Origin of the sequence: Aeribacillus sp. FSL K6-3256, assembly GCF_037965805.1 — a bacterium.
Classification (GTDB): Bacteria; Bacillota; Bacilli; order Bacillales; family Aeribacillaceae; genus Aeribacillus; species Aeribacillus composti.
The window spans coordinates 1,026,028-1,044,171 of the sequence record NZ_CP150188.1 but is presented as its reverse complement, the minus strand read 5'-3'; the positions used below and the strand labels follow the sequence as shown (position 1 = coordinate 1,044,171).

At 38.2% G+C, this 18,144-nt stretch carries 16 protein-coding genes, 1 pseudogene and 1 riboswitch; of the genes and pseudogenes, 12 read left to right on the top strand and 5 right to left on the bottom strand.

Going from position 1 to position 18,144, the window contains the following annotated elements; all coding sequences use genetic code 11:
- Positions 1-3: 3 nt before the first annotated feature.
- The 3 genes from argC to NSQ84_RS05095 all read right to left on the bottom strand — a co-directional run bounded on the left by argC (position 4) and on the right by NSQ84_RS05095 (position 2,495).
- Positions 4-1,041 carry an N-acetyl-gamma-glutamyl-phosphate reductase gene (argC, locus tag NSQ84_RS05105; RefSeq protein WP_063387021.1) on the bottom strand — a complete coding sequence of 346 codons (1,038 nt, stop codon included), beginning with the start codon at positions 1,039-1,041 and terminating at the stop codon, positions 4-6.
- Between the two features lie 329 nt (positions 1,042-1,370).
- On the bottom strand, positions 1,371-1,679 hold the full coding sequence (locus NSQ84_RS05100) for a metal-sulfur cluster assembly factor (RefSeq protein ID WP_063387022.1): 309 nt from the start codon (positions 1,677-1,679) through the stop codon (positions 1,371-1,373).
- A gap of 66 nt (positions 1,680-1,745) precedes the next feature.
- Positions 1,746-2,495 (bottom strand): alpha/beta fold hydrolase, encoded by a 750-nt coding sequence (locus NSQ84_RS05095; protein ID WP_066248429.1) that lies wholly within the window; start codon positions 2,493-2,495, stop codon positions 1,746-1,748.
- 129 nt (positions 2,496-2,624) lie between these two features.
- On the opposite strand from NSQ84_RS05095, the gene NSQ84_RS05090 reads away from it, so the two are divergent.
- The 8 genes from NSQ84_RS05090 (at position 2,625) to metH (ending at position 11,918) form a co-directional block, all read left to right on the top strand.
- On the top strand, positions 2,625-3,434 hold the full coding sequence (locus NSQ84_RS05090) for a Cof-type HAD-IIB family hydrolase (protein ID WP_066248385.1): 810 nt from the start codon (positions 2,625-2,627) through the stop codon (positions 3,432-3,434).
- Positions 3,435-3,566: 132 nt separating this feature from the next.
- The gene (locus NSQ84_RS05085) at positions 3,567-3,707 is read left to right on the top strand and encodes a hypothetical protein (protein ID WP_063387024.1); all 141 of its coding nucleotides are present in this window, start codon (positions 3,567-3,569) and stop codon (positions 3,705-3,707) included.
- 307 nt (positions 3,708-4,014) lie between these two features.
- A complete protein-coding gene (locus NSQ84_RS05080) occupies positions 4,015-4,893 on the top strand; it encodes a DegV family protein (RefSeq protein WP_339212296.1) in 879 nt (292 codons plus the stop codon).
- A 31-nt stretch (positions 4,894-4,924) separates the two neighbouring features.
- Positions 4,925-5,056, top strand: coding sequence for a DUF3941 domain-containing protein (locus NSQ84_RS05075; RefSeq protein WP_082829462.1), 132 nt, complete (start codon positions 4,925-4,927; stop codon positions 5,054-5,056).
- Between the two features lie 341 nt (positions 5,057-5,397).
- Complete coding sequence (locus NSQ84_RS05070) at positions 5,398-5,676, top strand: HPr family phosphocarrier protein (protein WP_063387027.1); 279 nt, start codon at positions 5,398-5,400, stop codon at positions 5,674-5,676.
- Positions 5,677-5,820: 144 nt separating this feature from the next.
- Positions 5,821-6,312: a YajQ family cyclic di-GMP-binding protein gene (locus tag NSQ84_RS05065; protein ID WP_063387028.1), complete on the top strand. Its 492-nt coding sequence runs from the start codon at positions 5,821-5,823 to the stop codon at positions 6,310-6,312.
- A 101-nt stretch (positions 6,313-6,413) separates the two neighbouring features.
- Positions 6,414-6,535, top strand: a riboswitch (SAM riboswitch).
- A 108-nt stretch (positions 6,536-6,643) separates the two neighbouring features.
- Positions 6,644-8,503: a bifunctional homocysteine S-methyltransferase/methylenetetrahydrofolate reductase gene (locus NSQ84_RS05060; RefSeq protein WP_339212294.1), complete on the top strand. Its 1,860-nt coding sequence runs from the start codon at positions 6,644-6,646 to the stop codon at positions 8,501-8,503.
- Positions 8,496-11,918, top strand: coding sequence for a methionine synthase (gene metH / locus NSQ84_RS05055; protein ID WP_063387030.1), 3,423 nt, complete (start codon positions 8,496-8,498; stop codon positions 11,916-11,918). The genes NSQ84_RS05060 and metH overlap by 8 nt, the downstream gene beginning before the upstream one ends.
- A 234-nt stretch (positions 11,919-12,152) precedes the next feature.
- Here metH and NSQ84_RS05050 read toward each other — a convergent pair whose 3' ends face one another.
- Complete coding sequence (locus tag NSQ84_RS05050; protein ID WP_339212292.1) at positions 12,153-12,431, bottom strand: hypothetical protein; 279 nt, start codon at positions 12,429-12,431, stop codon at positions 12,153-12,155.
- A 296-nt stretch (positions 12,432-12,727) separates the two neighbouring features.
- A pseudogene (locus NSQ84_RS05045) lies at positions 12,728-13,233 on the bottom strand (ATP-binding cassette domain-containing protein); the annotation flags it as partial.
- 160 nt (positions 13,234-13,393) lie between these two features.
- Between NSQ84_RS05045 and NSQ84_RS05040 the strand changes: the two are divergent.
- The 4 genes from NSQ84_RS05040 (at position 13,394) to NSQ84_RS05025 (ending at position 17,995) form a co-directional block, all read left to right on the top strand.
- Positions 13,394-13,522 carry a huazacin family RiPP peptide gene (locus NSQ84_RS05040; RefSeq protein WP_158640141.1) on the top strand — a complete coding sequence of 43 codons (129 nt, stop codon included), beginning with the start codon at positions 13,394-13,396 and terminating at the stop codon, positions 13,520-13,522.
- 74 nt (positions 13,523-13,596) lie between these two features.
- Positions 13,597-15,057 carry a radical SAM protein gene (locus tag NSQ84_RS05035; RefSeq protein ID WP_066248391.1) on the top strand — a complete coding sequence of 487 codons (1,461 nt, stop codon included), beginning with the start codon at positions 13,597-13,599 and terminating at the stop codon, positions 15,055-15,057.
- 13 nt (positions 15,058-15,070) lie between these two features.
- Positions 15,071-16,309: a radical SAM protein gene (locus NSQ84_RS05030; RefSeq protein WP_066248394.1), complete on the top strand. Its 1,239-nt coding sequence runs from the start codon at positions 15,071-15,073 to the stop codon at positions 16,307-16,309.
- A gap of 15 nt (positions 16,310-16,324) precedes the next feature.
- Positions 16,325-17,995, top strand: coding sequence for an ABC transporter ATP-binding protein (locus NSQ84_RS05025; protein WP_339212290.1), 1,671 nt, complete (start codon positions 16,325-16,327; stop codon positions 17,993-17,995).
- Positions 17,996-18,144 lie beyond the last annotated feature (149 nt).

Here is an 18,144-nt window from a genome sequence, read left to right as displayed (position 1 = left end):
ATGTTATGGATATACTGGCAAAAAGTTTAGTCCTTCATTTTCTTGGAATCCTGACATAATGTTGAAATTTTGCACTGCCTGCCCTGCAGCGCCTTTCATCAAATTGTCAATGACAGATACGACTGTCAACCGACTTGTTCTTTGATCAAATGCAAGACCGATATCGCAATAATTCGAGCCGTACACTTCCTTTGTGCTTGGGAACGTTCCGTTTGTACGCACTCTCACAAATGGTGAATGTTTATAAAACGATTCATATAAATCTACTAATTTTGAAGTATTCCATTCTTCTAATAATTCAATATACATTGTCGCCATAATCCCTCTTGTCATCGGCACTAAGTGGGTGCTGAACGAAATGAAGCCGACTTTCTCGTCCCACTTATGAAGCTCCTGTTCAATTTCCGGTATATGCTGATGCTGATGTACTTTATAAATTTTGAAATTATCTTGTATTTCAACAAAGCTTGTAGCAAGCGACGCGTTTCGACCTGCACCTGAAACACCCGATTTTGCATCAACAATGATCGAGTTCTCTTTGACGATTTTTTCCCGCACAAGCGGTGCTAGGCCAAGCAAGGTTGCAGTTGGATAGCATCCAGGATTCGCCAAAATTTTAGCGTTCTTAATATCCTCACGATACAGCTCTGTCAAGCCGTATACCGCTTCCTGCAAAAGCATTTCAGGCGCTGGTGCTTTTTTATACCATTTTTCATAATCATCACTGTTTTTTAACCTTAAATCGCCTGATAAGTCGATGATTTTCAATTGATCGTCAAGCAATTCCGGCGTCAGTGAAGCCGATATCCCCGACGGCGTCGCAAGAAAAACAACATCATTTTCTTCTTTTATTTGATCCGGCTCTAGCGGTTTTAGTTCATTTTCTTTTATATGGGATAAATGCGGATATTCGTCAATATAGCTCTTTTTTTCTGCTGAAGATGTATATAAATGAATGTTTTCGACATACCGATGATTGGCTAAAATTCGATAAAGTTCCACACCGCCATATCCTGTTGCCCCGATAATTCCTATATTCAACCTCAATCACCTTCAATTCATTCCGTTAAATTAGTTACCATTATAATACTGTATAAAAATAAAATCAATTGTATATTTATAATTTTTCTGTTCAAAAACAAGGATTCTTAATGTAGTAGAGAGCAGGGAATCCCTTGCAAATTATCCGGATATGCCATGCTGAAGAAAAAATGCAAATTATGTTTCGGGATAAAAGCTCCATTATGGTGAGAGATAAACAAAAGAAGCGATAAAGACGAAAATAAAAACATAATGATACTTGCAGCCAAATTGATAAAACATTTGCATAATAAAAAAGACTGGCCTTTTCCGCCAGTCTGCACAAGTTTTTATTGAATACCCAAGGCAATTTTTGCGTATCTGGACATGCGGTCCTTCGTCCAAGGTGGATTCCAAACGATGTTGACATCGACATCTTTGATTTCTGGAATTCCGTCAAGCGCAGCTTTTACTTGTTGAACAATTGTTCCAGCAAGGGGGCATCCCATTGCCGTCAATGTCATAGTTACTTTGAGGACTCCTTCATCGTTCAGTTCCAAATCATATATTAATCCTAAATTGACAATGTCAATGCCGAGTTCTGGGTCAATAACTTGTTCAAGAGCACCCATTATATTTTCCTTCAGCGCTTCATCCATTTCGATCCACTCCTCTTATATTCGTTAATTACATTATATCGAAGTTAATGTCACATTAAAAATTTTCTACCTCAAATGCCGTACAAACCATTCAACCGTTTCTAGCACCCCTTTTCGAGACACCTTATGCCCTGCATCCTTTTCCGCAATAAATGCCAAATGTTCCGGATTGTCAGCATACAACGGCTTTATCTCTTCATAAAATTGATAAGTAGGAGCGAATGGTACAACTTGATCCTTCATCCCGTGCCAAAACAAAAGGGGGCGGTTGCATAACGCTTCTTTATGTACGGATAAATCATACTCATACAACGCATCGAATTGCTGCTGAATTTCTTCTTCAGACAACGGAAAGGTATAGCCTGCTTTTTGATAGGAGTCCACAAGATATTTGAAAAATTCCTGATAATTTGGGCTGCCCATTAAACTGACAGCAGCTTTGATCCACGGATATTGAGTGAGCGCTCCAAGTGTAGCAACACCGCCCATGGAAGTTCCCGCTACCCCTATATTTTTCCCGTCAATCAATTCTTTTTCAAAAAAATAATTTTTTATTTTTTCGAGCTCTTTAACAGAACTGATAACAATATTCCAAAAATTTAAATTTAAATCAGCCTCTGAAAGATTCTCATCCCTCTCTCCGTGAAATTTCGCATCAGGCAATACTACTCGCAAACCTTTTTCCGCCAAAAGATAGGCAATGTGCAAATTATGCTCTTTTGCGCTCGTAAATCCATGGATAAACACAACAAGCGGCAGCTCATCTTTTATAAAATCTTCTTTGCATACATGCAGTACAGGGATATTGTCCGCCATCGTATGCTCAACAATGACCTTCAATTAGGATGCTCCTTTCATTATTTTTTTGCTAAAATTAGTTTAACATGTGGACAAAAAAGATGGAAAAAAGATACACTAAATAAAAACAAAAAATGAGGAGAGATTATGGCCAAAAAACATTTAATCGCATTGGATTTAGACGGCACATTGCTGAAAGATGACAAAACGATTTCTCCTTTTACAAAAAATGTTTTGCAAAAAGCACAAGAAGAAGGGCATATCATATGCATTTCAACAGGAAGGCCGTTCCGCTCGAGCAAAATGTATTACGAAGAATTAAATTTAAAAACCCCGATTGTCAATTTTAACGGAGCCTTTGTCCATCATCCGCTGGATGAATCCTGGGGATTTCATCATACAACCCTTGATGTATCTGTTGTAAAAGAAATTGTAGAAATCGCCGAACAGCATCAAGTCCATAACATTTTAGCAGAAGTGCTTGATCATGTTTATTTTCATTACCATAATGAACAATGGTTGGATATTTTCAGTATAGGAAATCCGAAAATTGAAATCGGCAACTTAAAAGCTGTTTTAAATCGCGATGTCACAAGCATGTTAATCCATTCAGACGAAGAAAATGTCAAGCGGATTCGCCATTATTTAAATGAAGTTCATGCGGAAGTTGTAGACCACAGAAGCTGGGCTCACCCGTGGCATGTTATTGAAATTATCCGAGCAGGCATTAATAAAGCAGTCGGATTGCAAAAAATCGCCGAATTTTACAATATCCCTCGAGAGCAAATTATCGCTTTTGGCGACGAAGACAATGATTTGGAAATGATCGAATATGCGGGATTAGGCGTTGCAATGGGAAACGGAATTGAGCCGCTCAAAGAGATTGCTGATGAAATTACGCTGACAAATGAAGAAGACGGAGTTGCAAAATTTTTAAAGGAATTGCTGTCCCTTTAATCTTTGCAAAAGTCCAAAAGTTCGATTATCTTTTTACACCTCACAACAATTGACAAGGATTTAGATGTTTAAAAAGGGATACCCTATAATTGACGAACTCATTTCGTCAATGATCAAAAGGGGGATTCAAACTTGGGCAAACGGAATAAATCGAAACGATTCATTGAGCAAGGAAAAGGTGCTGTCAAAAAACATGATGAAAAGTTTCCATACCGTATGACGTTTGCCGAATCAGAAGCAAGAGTCAATAACGAAGCAAGCTTCGAAGGATAATGCCCTTCCGTTCATTTTCGAATCCTTTTAAGGGCTGTTATTATAATGAACAGATCGAATTTGAACAGACCAATCTTTGTACAGCATCTGCATCGAGAAAAAATCGAGCAGGCATAAAACCATCCAGAATGCCGATTGTACGGCACATTTTGAACAAGGAATAAATATGAAATGGACGAAACGAGCTCCTCTTGTTTCGTCCATTTTTTGTCCTTCTTTTTTAAATTTTCAGTTTGCACAAATTGTATTGTTTTCTATTTGTGATCAAGATAGACTATATGTAAATGAAAAAAAGTAGGTGTGATTAATGAATATTCACATTATCGTCGATAGTGCTTGTGATCTGCCTGTCTCTTTTTTAAACGATCAAGGCGTTTCTTTCATCCCTCTTCGTGTCCACCTTGGCGAGAAGGACTATGAGGATCAATTGACAATCAAACCGAAAGAAGTTTACGACTATATGAGAGCTGGAAACGTTGCTAAAACATCACAAGCATCACCGGAAACAATCACCAATCAATTTGAAAAGCTGGCGAAAGACAATCAGCCGGCGCTGTATATTGCCTTTTCTTCCGAATTGTCCGGTACATATCAAACTGCCGTTATGGTTCAGCAGCAATTGCTTGAAAAATATCCGAATTGGAAACTGCAAATTATCGATTCGAAATGTGCTTCACTTGGGTATGGACTTGCTGTCCGCTACACCATTCAATTAGCAAAACAAGGACTTGATTTAGAACAAATGGCAAATGCAGTAAAAGAGTATTGCAGTCATATGGAGCACATTTTTACAGTTGATCGTCTGGAATATTTGGCTCGCGGCGGGAGAATCAGCAAAACATCTGCGTTTGTTGGCGGACTGCTAAATATCAAGCCGCTTTTGCATGTCGAAGAAGGAAAGCTGATCCCGCTGGAAAAAATCCGCGGGAAAAAGAAGCTTTACCGGAGAATTCTTGAGCTGATGGAAGAGCGTGGAGACGGATTGAATGAACAGACAATCGCCATCAGCCATGGTGATGATGAAGAAGCAGCTCTCGAATTAAAACAATTAATTGAAGAAACGTTTCATCCAAAAGAAATTATCATCCATACGATCGGTGCTGTCATTGGTGCACACTCTGGCCCCGGCACCCTTGCTGTATTTTTTCTAAATAAACATATTCAAGAAGCTTCATGGAAATCATAAGTATATAACAGTATTGAAAGGAGCTTCCTGAATGTCCAAAACAAGCGATAATGATAAAAAAGCTGTAGACAACAATGCAAAACGACACGAAAAAAATCTATTGAAGGAAAAAAATCGAGAGCTTGGAAAACGGCAATACTCAAAGAAAACGGATCATTTATAATGCCCGCCTGTCGGGCTTTTTCTTTTTTTGAAATATCTCTAAAGGCGAGTCTTCCACCTCTTCTATCCGGACGTTCTGAAAGAAAAAGACGCTTTCTTATCTTGCAGTATGCATCTTTTCTCTAGCTTTTGTTTTCATTTTTGTCTAATAAAACATGGGTGGGGCAATAACTTTCAATTTGATTAGACCATTCATTTCATTAAAAAACAGAGAAATCCAGAACGTTTCCATATTCGAAAGCGGAGGTCATTTTTTATATGTAAGAGGAAATGACAAACATGTGGGAATCTATCCTTTATTAATGTAAGATATTGTAAAATAAGTATACAAGAGGTGGCACAATGAAGAAACATGAAATTTCCGTGTATCTTACAAAAGAGATGGAGCCGGAATATGTCATTTCCCTTGTCCATGAAGCGATTAAATTTAACAGCTACATTTTATTCCAAACAAAAAAGCTCCAATTAAATGCGAAAAGCGTTTTAAGCATGCTCGGTTTTTCCGCCTTTTTAGAAGGTCATGTAGTCATCAGCGCTGAAGGAGAAGATTCGCTCGAAGCAGTAAAAAACTTGCAAGACTTTCTTTCCCCTAAATGTTCTAAAGCGACATCTTTAGCTTAATTGCATTTAAGCAGATATTAATTTCCTTGCCGTTGCTTTAAGTAACGGTTTTTTCATTTAATTTGCGAGGAACCCCTAAAAGAGTTGTTCAACTGAACGACATTCACTATAATGAATGTAAATAACGTTATTGGAGGTAAAAAGTTGGCTAAGGAGAATTCATTTGACATCGTCTCAAAAGTGGATATTGCCGAAGTGAACAATTCCATTCAAATGGCGAAAAAAGAAATTGTAAACAGATATGATTTCAAAGGATCTAAAAGCGATATATCCCTAGAAAAAGATGAGCTTGTGCTAATCTCTGACGATGAATATAAGCTGAATCAACTAAAAGATGTATTAGTAAGCAAAATGATTAAACGCGGTGTCGCAACCAAGAATATTCAGTACGGGAAAATCGAAAAGGCTTCAGGAGGCACTGTCAGACAAAGAGCCAAACTTGTCAACGGAATTGACAAAGAAAACGGGAAAAAGATCAATGCGCTGATCAAAAATACCGGGCTAAAAGTAAAAAGCCAAATTCAAGACGACCAAGTCCGGGTAAGCGGCAAAAGCAAGGACGATTTGCAAAAAGTGATTGCAGCTGTGAAAAGCGCCGACTTGCCGATCGACGTACAATTTATTAATTTTCGCTAGCTTTGCCCTGTTCACAAAATTGAAATTTTATATTGATTATTTTGATAAAATTCGTTAAATTAGGATTAATCCGTTGTTTTAAAATTTCATACGGTAAAGCGTTCTTATCAAGAGAAGCGGAGGGACTGGCCCGATGAACCTTCAGCAACCGGATTACCCAAAAACTTTGGGTACCAAGGTGCTAAATCCAGCGATGCGTAAATTTGCGCTCGGAAGATAAGAAGAAGGGGAAAATGTTCAAGAAAAAGTCTTCTTCTTAGAAGGCTTTTCTTTTTTATATAGGTGTTCGCCTCCTTGCAGGCGCCTATTTCATTTGATTGGAGGACTTTTTATGGGGCTTTTACAAGATTTACAGAATCATATATTAATTGCCGACGGAGCAATGGGGACTCTACTATACTCATTCGGAATAGACAGATGCTTTGATGAGCTAAACGTTTCAAAACCGGAAGAAATAGAACGGATTCATTCAGCCTATTTAGACGCAGGCGCAACTGTTATTCAAACAAATACATACGGCGCCAATCGCATAAAGCTTGCCAGATATGGGCTGGAAGATGATATAAAGATCATCAACCAAAAAGGGGTTGAACTTGCAAAGAGGGCGTTACAAAAAATGGAAAACAAAGGGTATGTCATCGGAACAATCGGCGGCATCCGTTCGTTTCAAAAAAGCGCCTTCACGCTATCTGACATTGCCGAAAATTTTCGTGAGCAGCTTCATGTCCTTTTATCCGAAAACGTAGATGGCATTATTTTAGAAACCTATTACGACTTGGAAGAACTGAAAACCGTTTTGCAAATAGCTAGAAAAGAAACGGATTTGCCCATTATCACAAATGTTTCTTTGCACGAACAAGGCGTCTTTCAAAATGGAACAAGATTGGCAGACGGTTTGAAAATGCTTGAAGAACTTGGTGCAGATATTGTCGGCCTCAATTGCCGTTTAGGCCCTTATCATATGCTGCAATCTCTGGAAGAAGTGCCGCTGTTTGAACATGCCTTTTTATCCGCTTTTCCAAACGGCAGCCTGCCAAGGTATGAAAACGGAAGATTAGTTTATGAATCAGATGAACACTATTTTTATGAAGCGGCTCTTCAATTCCGAAAACAAGGTGTCCGGCTTCTCGGCGGATGCTGCGGAACCGCGCCGAAACATATTCGGGCAATGGCTGAAGCTGTATCAAACCTCCCTCCTGTCACAGAGAAAGAAGTAAAAGAACGAAATGTTCCAATTCATGTTTTACCTATGAAAGAAAGTCAAGAAACTCCTCTCCCAGATATTGCAAAAAACAGACGCTCAGTGATTGTAGAATTGGACCCGCCGAAAACGCTCGGCTTGGAAAAATTTTTAACAGGAGCAAAAGCGTTGAAAAAAGCGGGGATTGATGCAATTACGCTTGCGGATAATTCCCTTGCTACACCAAGAATCAGCAATGTTGCTTGCGCAAATATTGTGAAAAGCCGTTTCCAGCTTCGCCCGCTCGTTCATTTAACATGTCGTGACAGAAATTTAATCGGCATTCAATCCCATTTAATGGGGCTGCATACTCTTGGCCTGCACGATATTTTAGCGGTCACCGGTGACCCGTCCAAAATCGGTGATTTTCCGGGTGCAACCTCTGTCTATGATTTATCATCATTTGATTTAATCAGCTTAATTAAGCAATTTAATGAAGGTTTGTCATACTCCGGAAAATCACTTGGTCAAAAAACAAACTTTACTGTAGCCGCCGCCTTCAATCCGAACGTAAGACATCTTGATCGCGCAGTTCAGAGACTTGAGAAAAAAATCAGCTGCGGAGCCGATTATTTTATTACGCAGCCGCTCTACTCGGAGAAGCTGATCGAAGAAGTATATGAAGCAACAAAACATCTGAATGTTCCGATATATCTCGGGATTATGCCGTTAATAAGCAGCCGCAATGCTGAATTTATTCATAACGAAGTGCCAGGCATTAAATTGTCCGATTCGATTCGCGAACAGATGCAAAAAGCAGGCAATGATAAAGAAAAGGGAAAACGAGAAGGACTTGCCATTGCAAAATCGCTTATTGACGCAGCATTTGACCTGTTTAACGGCATTTACTTAATCACTCCGTTTTTGCATTATGAGATGACAGTCGAGCTGACGGAATACATTCATGAAAAAGAAAAGGCAAAACGAGAAAGGAAGATTTCCCATGTATAACATAAAGGAACAGCTGGAGAAAAAAATTCTAATACTAGACGGAGCCATGGGAACAATGATTCAAGCTGCAGAATTATCTGCGAAAGATTTTGGCGGTGAAGAATATGAAGGATGTAACGAATATTTAAACATCACTTCCCCTGAAACGATTGTCCGTATTCATGAAGCGTACCTTGAAGCAGGTGCTGATATTATCGAGACAAATACGTTTGGCGGTACAAGCATCGTCCTCGAGGAATATAACTTGGGGCACCTTGCTTTTGAAATAAATAAAAAAGCAGCGGAGATTGCAAAGCGCGCTGCAGAAAAATATTCAACACCGGATTGGCCTCGTTTTGTGGCAGGATCAATGGGGCCAACGACTAAAACGCTCTCCGTTACAGGCGGCGTCACATTCCAACAATTGGCAGAAGCTTATCAAGTTCAAGCGGAAGGACTGTTAGAGGGGGGCGTTGATGTACTTCTCCTTGAGACAAGCCAAGATATGCTCAATGTGAAAGCAGGTTACTTAGGAATTCAACGAGCTTTTCAAAAGCTCAAGAAAGAAGTGCCGATCATTCTGTCCGGAACGATAGAACCGATGGGAACAACTCTTGCCGGTCAAGATATTGAAGCGTTTTACATTTCAGCTGAACATATGAATCCAATTGCCGTCGGCTTAAACTGTGCGACAGGTCCTGAATTCATGACCGATCACATCCGCACATTGTCTGAAATCGCCAATACCGCTGTCAGCTGTTATCCGAATGCCGGACTGCCTGATGAAGAAGGTCGCTACCATGAATCACCGGAATCTTTAGCAAAAAAAATCAGAGGGTTTGCAGAAAGAGGCTGGCTTAATATGGTCGGCGGCTGCTGCGGAACAACTCCCGAACATATTCGCGCAATAAGGGAGGCAATGGAAGGCTTAAAACCGCGAAAAATCGTCAAAAAGCAAAATCAACATACGGTATCAGGCATCGAGCCCCTTCGCTATGATGAATCAATGCGCCCGCTGTTTGTCGGTGAACGTACAAACGTCATCGGTTCGCGTAAATTCAAGCGTCTCATTGCGGAAGGAAAATTTGAAGAAGCAGCGGAAATCGCCCGCGCTCAAGTGAAAAACGGCGCCCATGTCATCGATGTCTGTCTCGCAGATCCGGACCGAAACGAGCTTGAAGATATGGAAAACTTCATCCGCGAGGTTGTAAAAAAAGTAAAAGCGCCGCTTGTCATTGACTCAACCGACGCCAATGTCATCAGAAAAGCGCTCGAATACTCACAAGGGAAAGCGATCATCAACTCGATCAATTTAGAGGACGGCTTAGAACGGTTTGAAGAAGTTCTCCCGCTTGTGAAACAATTCGGTGCAGCTGTTGTCGTCGGTACAATCGATGAAGACGGAATGGCTCTGACTGCGGAGCGAAAGCTGGAGATTGCCAAGCGGTCTTATGACATTTTAGTCAATCAACACGGTATAAGTCCAAGCGACATTATTTTTGACCCGCTCGTCTTCCCTGTCGGCACAGGTGATGAGCAATATATCGGATCTGCCCAAGAAACGATCGAAGGGATCCGTTTAATTAAAGAACATCTTCCCGGCTGTTTAACTATTCTCGGGATCAGCAATGTTTCTTTCGGGCTTCCGCCGGTCGGCAGAGAAATATTAAACGCCGTTTTTTTATACCATTGCACACAGGCAGGGCTCGATTATGCGATCGTCAATACGGAAAAATTAGAGCGGTACGCTTCGATCCCTGAAGAAGAGCGGAAGCTGGCAGAAAACTTATTATTTGAAACAAATGATCAGACGCTCGCACAATTTACGAACTTTTACCGCGACAAAAAGAAAGAGGAAAAAAAGCCGAAAACGGAATTAACCTTGGAGGAACGGCTCGCACAATACGTTGTGGAAGGAACAAAGCAAGGATTAATCGAAGACTTGCAGCTGGCACTAGAAAAATATGATGATCCTCTTGATATCATCAACGGGCCGTTAATGAAAGGAATGGAAATTGTCGGCGAACTGTTTAACGACAATCAGCTGATTGTTGCTGAAGTGCTTCAAAGTGCGGAAGTGATGAAAGCATCTGTCGCCTTTTTAGAACCGTATATGGAAAAAAAAGATGACAGCGGCAAAGGAAAAGTCATTTTAGCTACAGTCAAGGGCGACGTCCATGACATCGGCAAAAATTTAGTTGACATTATTCTTTCCAACAACGGCTACCGCGTCGTTGATTTAGGCATTAAAGTTGCGCCGCAGCAGCTGATTGAAGCGGTCAATAATGAAAAGCCTGATATTATCGGTCTTTCCGGACTGCTCGTCAAATCAGCCCAGCAAATGGTGTTAACAGCACAAGACTTAAAAACAGCCAACATTTCGATTCCGATTTTAGTCGGCGGTGCTGCATTATCACGCAAATTTACCGATCAAAAAATTTCACCGGAATATGACGGTCCTGTGTTATATGCGAAAGATGCAATGGACGGGCTGTCGCTTGCCAATAAGCTGAGAGAAAACCCGGATGCTTTCCTTGAGAAAAGAACGGTCGCAGTTGAGGAAAAACAGAATAGACAGAAAAGCAGCAAACCTGTTATGATCATTGAAAAAAAATCATCTGTGTCCAAACCGACCGTATATCATCCAGCTGACTGCAATCCACACATTATTCAAAACATTGATATTGCCCAAGTCGTCCCGTATGTGAACATGCAAATGCTTTTAGGACACCATCTCGGATTAAAAGGCAATGTCAAACAGATGCTTCTGGAAAAACAGGAAAAAGCGGTAGAACTAAAAAATGAAATAGATGAATTGCTGCGTTTAGGGAAAGAAAATGGCTGGTTCCGTCCATCTGCTATTTATCAATTTTTCCCGGCCTATCGCGAAGGAAACTCCATTCACATTTTAGATCCGGCTGCAAAAGATAAAATCATTGAGACGTTTACATTCCCTCGGCAGGAAAAGCCGCCGTTTTTATGCATTGCCGACTATGTAAGCGAACGGTCAGATGAAACACCGCATGATTATATCGCCCTGTTTGCCGTAACTGCTGGAAAAGACATTCGCAGCATCGCCATGCAGTTTAAAGAAAGCGGTGAATTTTTCCGGAGCCATGCGATTCAAGCATTGGCGCTGGAGCTGGCAGAAGGTCTTGCAGAGCGGACGCACCAGCTGATCCGCGACCGATGGGGCTTCCCGGATCCGCTTGACTTCACAATGCAGGAACGGTTTGCAGCAAAATACCAAGGTCAGCGCTATTCATTTGGCTATCCGGCTTGTCCAGACTTAGAAGATCAAGCGAAGCTGTTTAAGCTGTTAAAGCCTGAAAAAATCGGCATCCAGCTGACGGAAGGCTTTATGATGGAACCGGAAGCATCCGTCTCTGCCTTCGTCGTCTCACACCCTGAAGCTCGATATTTTAATGTCCTTTAATATTTCGTCTCGCCGTTAAGGGCAAGCTATTTTCGGATGCATATGGATAACGAAGTGCTCGTTTAGCACTTCGTTATCCATTTTTTATTAAATCGCCTCAAAGCTTTTCCTAACCATAAGCTTGAATAAATTGTATTAAAATAGCCTATTGCGGCTTCCTATCCGCCCGCTGAATGAAAACAACTGTTATAAACATTAGCACGATAACGGTTATCGACAAAAATAACCATTTTCTCAATAAAAATGGATCCCAAACAGGCGGATCGAATAGAAAGATGTGCGGCCATGGATAAATTCTCCTAACGTAAGCACTTCTAAAACCGTGTAAATCACGATAATCGTTAGAGAAATCTCAATGTTTTTAATCAGCACGATAAGTGATGTGCCAAAAAGCATATAGAATAATACTAAAATCATAAAATGAATCACGTTAAGACCAGATAACGAAGTCATCCCGTATTTCATCACAAAAGCGGTACATAAATGAAAAACCCCGATAATATTGACAATCAAGTACTGGAAGAAATCCATCCCAAACCGTTTTTAGTAATATGGAACTAACGTTTCATGCGCCCCTTCTTCATACATTTCACTCAGCCGATACATAAGGCACCAGCAAGTAAACGGTATAAAAAACCCTTGAATAATAATGATATTACTGTGAATATCATCTTCCTCTCTTGGAACAAACAGAATAAGCAACATAGATAAGCTAAACATCACAGCAGGGACAAAAAAAGTGAGCCCCATCGTCTTTCGGTCAAATACAAAGGTGCATAATTGCTTTCTAAATAATCTCTCATTTTAGTTCAACCCCTAACAACGGCTAAATACCGATCAATTAGTCTTGGTGCGACTTGTTTCGCCCCTTCTTCCTCTTTTTTCGCAAACACCCGTACATTCACGCCGTCTCCCTCTTCGAGAAGCTGAATCACTTCATTTTCCGCCATGATGGTATCCAATTCATTCGGCGAGACACGATATTCCCATACATATCTTTCCGCATGGGCTTTCAGCTCGGCTGGCGTTCCTTCGAATAGGACGTTCCGCTTTTTAAAACACCGATCTTTGTCCATAAAAACTCAATATCTTCGACAATATGCGACGAAATGATGACGGTATGCTCCAAACCAAGGTTTTTTAGCAAATTGCGGAAGCGAATCCGCTCTTCAATGTCCAATCCCGCTGTCGGTTCATCAAAAATTAAGATCGACGGCTTTCTCATTAACAGCTGTGCGATTCCCACCCATTTTCTCATTCCGCCGGATCATTCCATCATTTTTTTGTTTTCATGCCCTGTCAGATTGACCTTTTTAAAAGCCTCCCATATAGTTGGAAAAATTCAAAAATATGTAAAATTTTTCTGTAAATTAATGGAGTTCATCATTTATAATTTTTGGTAGAGAGGCCTCTTCACTTTCTTCCCCTAAGATGGTTGCAACAGGGTTAACGTTAAAATTGAAAGGAGGATGACAATGGCAACCTTATTCTGTCAGGTGAAATGCATCGCAACATGCGGTGCTGCATGTGCAGCTGACACAGTCTCACCGATCGCAGACGTATTAGGGTTTGCAGCAGGGGAAGCACGCTTCTTTAAAGCTTAATATCTTAATAGGCCAAGAGCCATGACGCCTTTTGTGGCTCTTGGTACTTTTAAATAAGTGAGGAGGAAGTGAAAATGATTAAATTTTTAACTGAACCATTATTATTTGATACCGAAAAAGGTAATTATTGTTATGACAACAGTACGAGAATAGTTATTCCAGTAAATAAATCAGAAAAAAACTTTTTGTCGGCAATTAAGATAGGTGACACCATTCATGAAGAAGACTTCCAAAAAAATAATCTAAATGAATTGCTTCATAAAATTGTAAAATATAACCTCTTTCAATCAGATTTTCAATTGCCAAAAATCACTGAACAATTTATTAAAGAAAAATTACTGACAGAGGGAATATCGCATCTATGCTTAATTGTTACCGATGCTTGCAATTTCAGATGCAAATATTGTATTTACTCTGATCATTATTTTTACTCAAAGAATTTTTCAAATAAACGTATGGATTTTCAAACCGCAAAATCCGCTATTGATTACTATATGAATGTAAATATTAAAAGTATCCAATACAACCCCAATTTAAGTATATCCATTGGATTTTATGGGGGAGAGCCTTTAATAAACTGGAAACTTATAAAACAGGTTGTTGAGTACACCAACGATAATTACAAAAAGGTATTTGACAATATTTTCTTTTCAATAACAACCAATGCATATTTATTAACTGAAGACAAAATCAATTATATGTTTGATAAAAATTTTTCTATTTCTGTAAGTTTAGACGGTGATAAGGAAAATCATGATAGAAACCGGGTTACAATCAATGAAAAGGGAACGTTTGACAGAGTTTTTAAAAATCTGGCTTTAATGGATGATATATATCGGGAAAAAGTGAGACTAAATAAACCGGTACTACCTTATGGAATATTAATAACTTATGATAATTTAACAGATTTTAGTAAATTAGATAAATACTTTATGGAGCATCCTGAACTGGATAAGCGGATTCAGCGAGTAAACAGGGTAAGTAATATAAATACTGAGTACTATAAAGGTGTCCAGTTGGAGCAATCATATTTAGAAAGAAGAAAAGATTTTATCAAAGGACTCATTGAAAGAGCGAAAGATAAACAGTTTGAAAAGAAAGCAACTAACTTTTCCAAAACAATTCTTAAAAGCATCATCTTCGATCCTATGATGAATACTGCTTATAGCAATAATGAGTTAAGAGGTACTTGCCTGCCTGGAATCCATAAATTGGCTGTAGATAGTGATGGAAATTTTCATATGTGCGAAAAAATTAATCCTCATTATCCTGTTGGAAATATAGAAACCGGCTTGGATCCAACTAAGCAAGCTAATTACATGAATAATTTTTTCTCTGCTTTAGCAGGATGCAAAAATTGTAATTTAAATAATATTTGCAACCTTTGCTATGTAATAACTGAAACTGACGGACAAGGATTTCAATTAAAAGACACTTTTTGCAAAAACTTTAGAGAAGGAATTATAAATTCTTTCTCTACATACTACTCTATTTTAGAAAATAATCCGGGAATATTTCAAGAGATTAGAGAATAAGGAGAGGAAACGTATGAACTTTAAACTTCATCCGGAAGTCATATTTTTGAAGGGAAATGAAGGGGCGGTACTTTATCACTTAATAAGCGGAAAGAAATTTCAATTTAATAAAACTGATGCCGAAGCTATAGAATCATTAAATAATAACGAACAGGATAAAGAAAACATTCCTGATAAATTAATAGATTATTTATTGGAACATGATTTAGGTGCTTATTATCGTGATGGTGTATACTTGGAAAAAATAAAAACAAGTAGAATTGCTACATTAAAATACGATAAATTAATCCCTTTTAGACTAAATCGATTGGTAATTGAGTTAACCGGGACGTGTAATTTAAAGTGTTTATTTTGTACCGAAGAAAATGTAATCTACAGATCATGCGGATGTAAAAAATGGCCGGCCAAAGAAGAGATGAATTTCAATGAGTGGAAGGATATAATTGATCAAAGCATAAAACTAGGGATACAGGAATGCTTTATAACAGGAGGAGAACCATTTTTAAAATGGCATTTATTAAAAGAACTGCTAAATTATCTTTTTAAACACAAAATCAACGTTACCATTTTTACAAATGGCACTTTAATAAATAACGATATTGGCCTGTTCTTAAAAGATCAAAATGTTTCATTAGCTTTGCAAATTTTCAGTTCCAAAAATAAACAATATGAAAAAATCACCCAAGTTGACGGCTCTTTTGAACGTATTCAGGAAACTTTTAGAATAATTGATACACACAAAATACCTCATACTGTTTCAATAATAGTCTCTTCTTTAGATGATTCTTCTTTTGAAGAGATTCAATCAAAATTTGGAAAGAGAAATTACCAAAATATCTATATATATCCTACAAATAAATATTACTCTATTAGCAGAATAGCTGAAATGATGAACCCTGAAAATAGAGAAATTCCTATCAATTTGAATTCAGTTCCCTATTTAAAAAAATATAACAACTGTTTATACGGCCAAATCTTTATTTCCTCTGACGGCAAAATTTATCCTTGCATGATGATAAGGGATTATGAGTTGGGAGATTTAAAAAAAGAGAAACTTTGGGAAGCTTTCCACAGAAAAGAATACAAAATTTTTTGGGAGATGTCTAAAACGAAAATTCAACATTGTTCAAATTGTGAGAGAAATTTATTTTGCTTTGATTGCCGTGCGCTAGATTATTTTAAATCCAAAAGGATTGATGGAATGGTCTATTGCAATAAAATAGAAAAATCAACGGTTACCTCTACTAACTAAACCGGGGCGATATATATGAACAACAGCGTAAAATTATTGTTTAGCTATTTAAAAGAATTTAAAAAGAGCTTGTCTATAGCTTTTCTTTTATTAGTTGTTCTTTCTGTAATCACTGTACTTCCAGGATTAATCATTAAGAATATTTTTGATTTTGGAATAGCAAAAAAAGATTATCACTATGTTCTTTTATTCAGTGCAATACTTGCATTAATATATGTAATTAAGAGTATGCTCAACTATTTTTCCAATGTAGTTTTTACAAAAGTAAGCCAGAATATAGTGTTGAAGCTTCGGCAAAATATATCAACAAGACTGCTGAAACTGCCTATGGAGTTTTTCAATTTTTACCCCAGCGGATATATTACATCAAGATTAAATGAGGTAAATAATATAGGGGGATTGTTTTCTGCCAACACATTTAAAATTTTGCTGAGTTTTTTTGAACTGTTTGCTACCCTTATTATTCTGGCAGCAATCAATTTCAAATTAACATTAATTTTATGTCTGCTAATGCCGGCATATTACATCATTTCAAACAAATTCTTGTCTTCAATATTTCATATATCTACTGAAACAGCTGAAAAAAGTGCCGTTTTAAACAACAAAATACAGCAGTCAGTACAGGGTATCGAAGAAGTCAAAAATCTCTCGGTAGAGGATAAGGAAACAGAAAAAATCAATTCAGCAGCTAAAGATCTAGTGGATGCCAATATTAAACAATCAATCTTTTATTCAATTGGTATGGAATTAATTGTTTTGGTTGGTTCACTGTCCTCTGTTTTATTAATCGTTATGGGTGGAAAAGATGTCATAATAAATAGTATGACAATAGGCGGGTATATGGTATTTATGAACTACCTTCCCAGACTGTATTCGCCAATTCAAAATATATCGGCTACTGTTCTAACGATCCAGCCGGCATTAGTAAGTTTAAAAAGGCTCCATATATTTATTGAACAAATAGGAGAAGACGAGGAACAGAATAAAGTCAAAATAAATGATATTAAGAGCATTGAGTTTAAAGGTGTATCTTTTAGGTATAAAGAAGACCAGCCATATATCTTGAATAATGTAAGTTTTTCGCTAGCCCCTGCTGATAAGCTTTTAATAAAGGGGAAAAATGGAACCGGCAAAACAACAATACTTAGAATATTAATGGGATTATATAATGTGCAAAAAGGAAAAGGACAAGTTCTTATAAATGGAATACCGATTGATGACATAGATAAAAAATCGCTTCGGAAAAACATTGGCATCGTATCGCAAAAAATATATTTATTTAACGATACAATTGAAAACAATATTAAATATGGTGTAGAAAACGTTGATTCGAATGCTTATATGGAAGTGCTGAGAACAACTGGTTTAGATGACATTATAGAAAAATTGCCTGATAAAGAAAATACATTAGTTGGGGAAAACGGAAAAAATTTATCAGGAGGCCAAATTCAAAGAATTGCTATTGCCAGAGCCCTTTTAAAAGGGGCAAACATCATTATGTTTGATGAAGCAATTTCTCATATGGATTTTAGCGGTAAAGAAAAGATAAAGAAATTAATTGAAAACGGCTCATCAAATTCCATTTTTATCATTATAGACCATAGCAATGATTTTGACACAGTATGCAACAAAATCATTCACTTACATGATCATCCACAAGGCGAAGCAACAATCGCTGCCAATTAGCAAAACTCATGACTTCAACCTAAAATCCGTAAATACCGTTCGCATTTTGCAAATTGCCCGGATTTTGTGTACTTTGGGCAATTTGACTCCTCCCCGATCCATGCCCCAGCCTGCGGGAAAAATCCATCACTCCTTCTGGGTGTAAGGGG